Source organism: Endozoicomonas sp. SESOKO3 (assembly GCF_024606255.1).
The window spans coordinates 1-1344 of the sequence record NZ_JAHHPR010000011.1 but is presented as its reverse complement, the minus strand read 5'-3'; the positions used below and the strand labels follow the sequence as shown (position 1 = coordinate 1344).

General features: G+C 49.6%; 1 protein-coding gene. It reads right to left on the bottom strand.

What is annotated here, in order from left to right; all coding sequences use genetic code 11:
* Positions 1–603: MoxR family ATPase (locus KDK18_RS00090; protein ID WP_257252315.1), on the bottom strand; the 603-nt coding region annotated here is incomplete at its 3' end.
* Between the last annotated feature and the right edge of the window lie 741 nt (positions 604–1344).

Below are 1344 nucleotides of genomic sequence, written 5' to 3'. Positions count from 1 at the left end.
GGGCGTGACCGGTTTTACCGGAGACTGTTTCATGGCTTCACCACGAGCGAGTCTGAGAATTTGTCGCTCGGCTTCGACATCGGGGTAACTGACCCGAACGTGCATCAGAAAGCGGTCCAGCTGAGCTTCCGGAAGAGGGTATGTGCCTTCCTGTTCAATCGGGTTCTGGGTGGCCATGACCATGAACACTTTGGGGAGTGGGTAGGTTTTCCGGCCCATGCTGACCTGACGCTCAGCCATGGCTTCCAGCAAAGCGGACTGAACTTTGGCAGGCGAGCGGTTGATCTCATCGGCCAACACCAGATTTTGAAAGATAGGGCCCGGCTGGAAACGGAAGCTGCCGTCTTCAGGGATATAAATATCGGTACCCGTTACATCTGCTGGCAGCAGGTCGGGTGTGAACTGAATACGGTGGAATCCAGCCTCCAGACCGTCGGCCAACGCTTTAACGGCCCGGGTTTTTGCCAGACCGGGGGCGCCTTCGACCAGCAGGTGGCCATCGGCCAGCAGGGTAATTAATAAACGGTCAACCAGATGCTCCTGTCCGACAATACAGCTACAGAGGTATTGTCTGAGTTCATTCAATTCTGAATTGTTAGACATAGAATCCTGAATCCCTGATAGCTCCCGGCAGCTGAACAGCGGATATACCTGACAGCTGCCTGTGGTTATGTAAGTTCGTTATCGTATCCGGACAGCGACAATGGGGCGCCTTTAGATATTGCTTCTATAAGGCTCCGATATTGTCAGCCGACGGTTCATCCTGTTCTACCTGTTGCCTTCAGTCTTATCGATGGATCAACGGTATTTATCCATGCTGAAAGTCCTGATGGGCAAAGCGCAACGCCTTTACCTATAGTTCAAGTAGAGACATTGTAATATAGGTTCAGTGTCTGCTCAGGTCTAGTTGTTCATGGGAAGCTGTCTGAAAACTGACAGCCTCTTTTCGAATTCTGGACAGAGATATTCCAGACTCTTTAATAAGGGTGCAAAGGTCGATAAGTTGGTAATAGATCGGGTGAATTCGCTTTAGACAGCGTCTTTCCCTGAAAAGTTTCCTTTCAGGCTATAAACCTGTTCAATGTGTCTGTCACGGCCAACAGGGTTCTTGAACAGGATCAGTTGTTATTCAGAAGCTGTTGACGTGGTCATTTTCAGGCCGACAAGGACGTCAACGGTCCCTGGCAATACATTTTCTTATCCGGAGATGCCAGCATGGGTCATCACGAGACTATGGAACGAAAGGAGTATTTGGACAAAATTGTTGAGGAGTTAAGCAACCAGATACCCGAACAGCAGAAAGAAGCCCTCCGTGAGTTTGTCTATCAGTACTATTCCATGGAT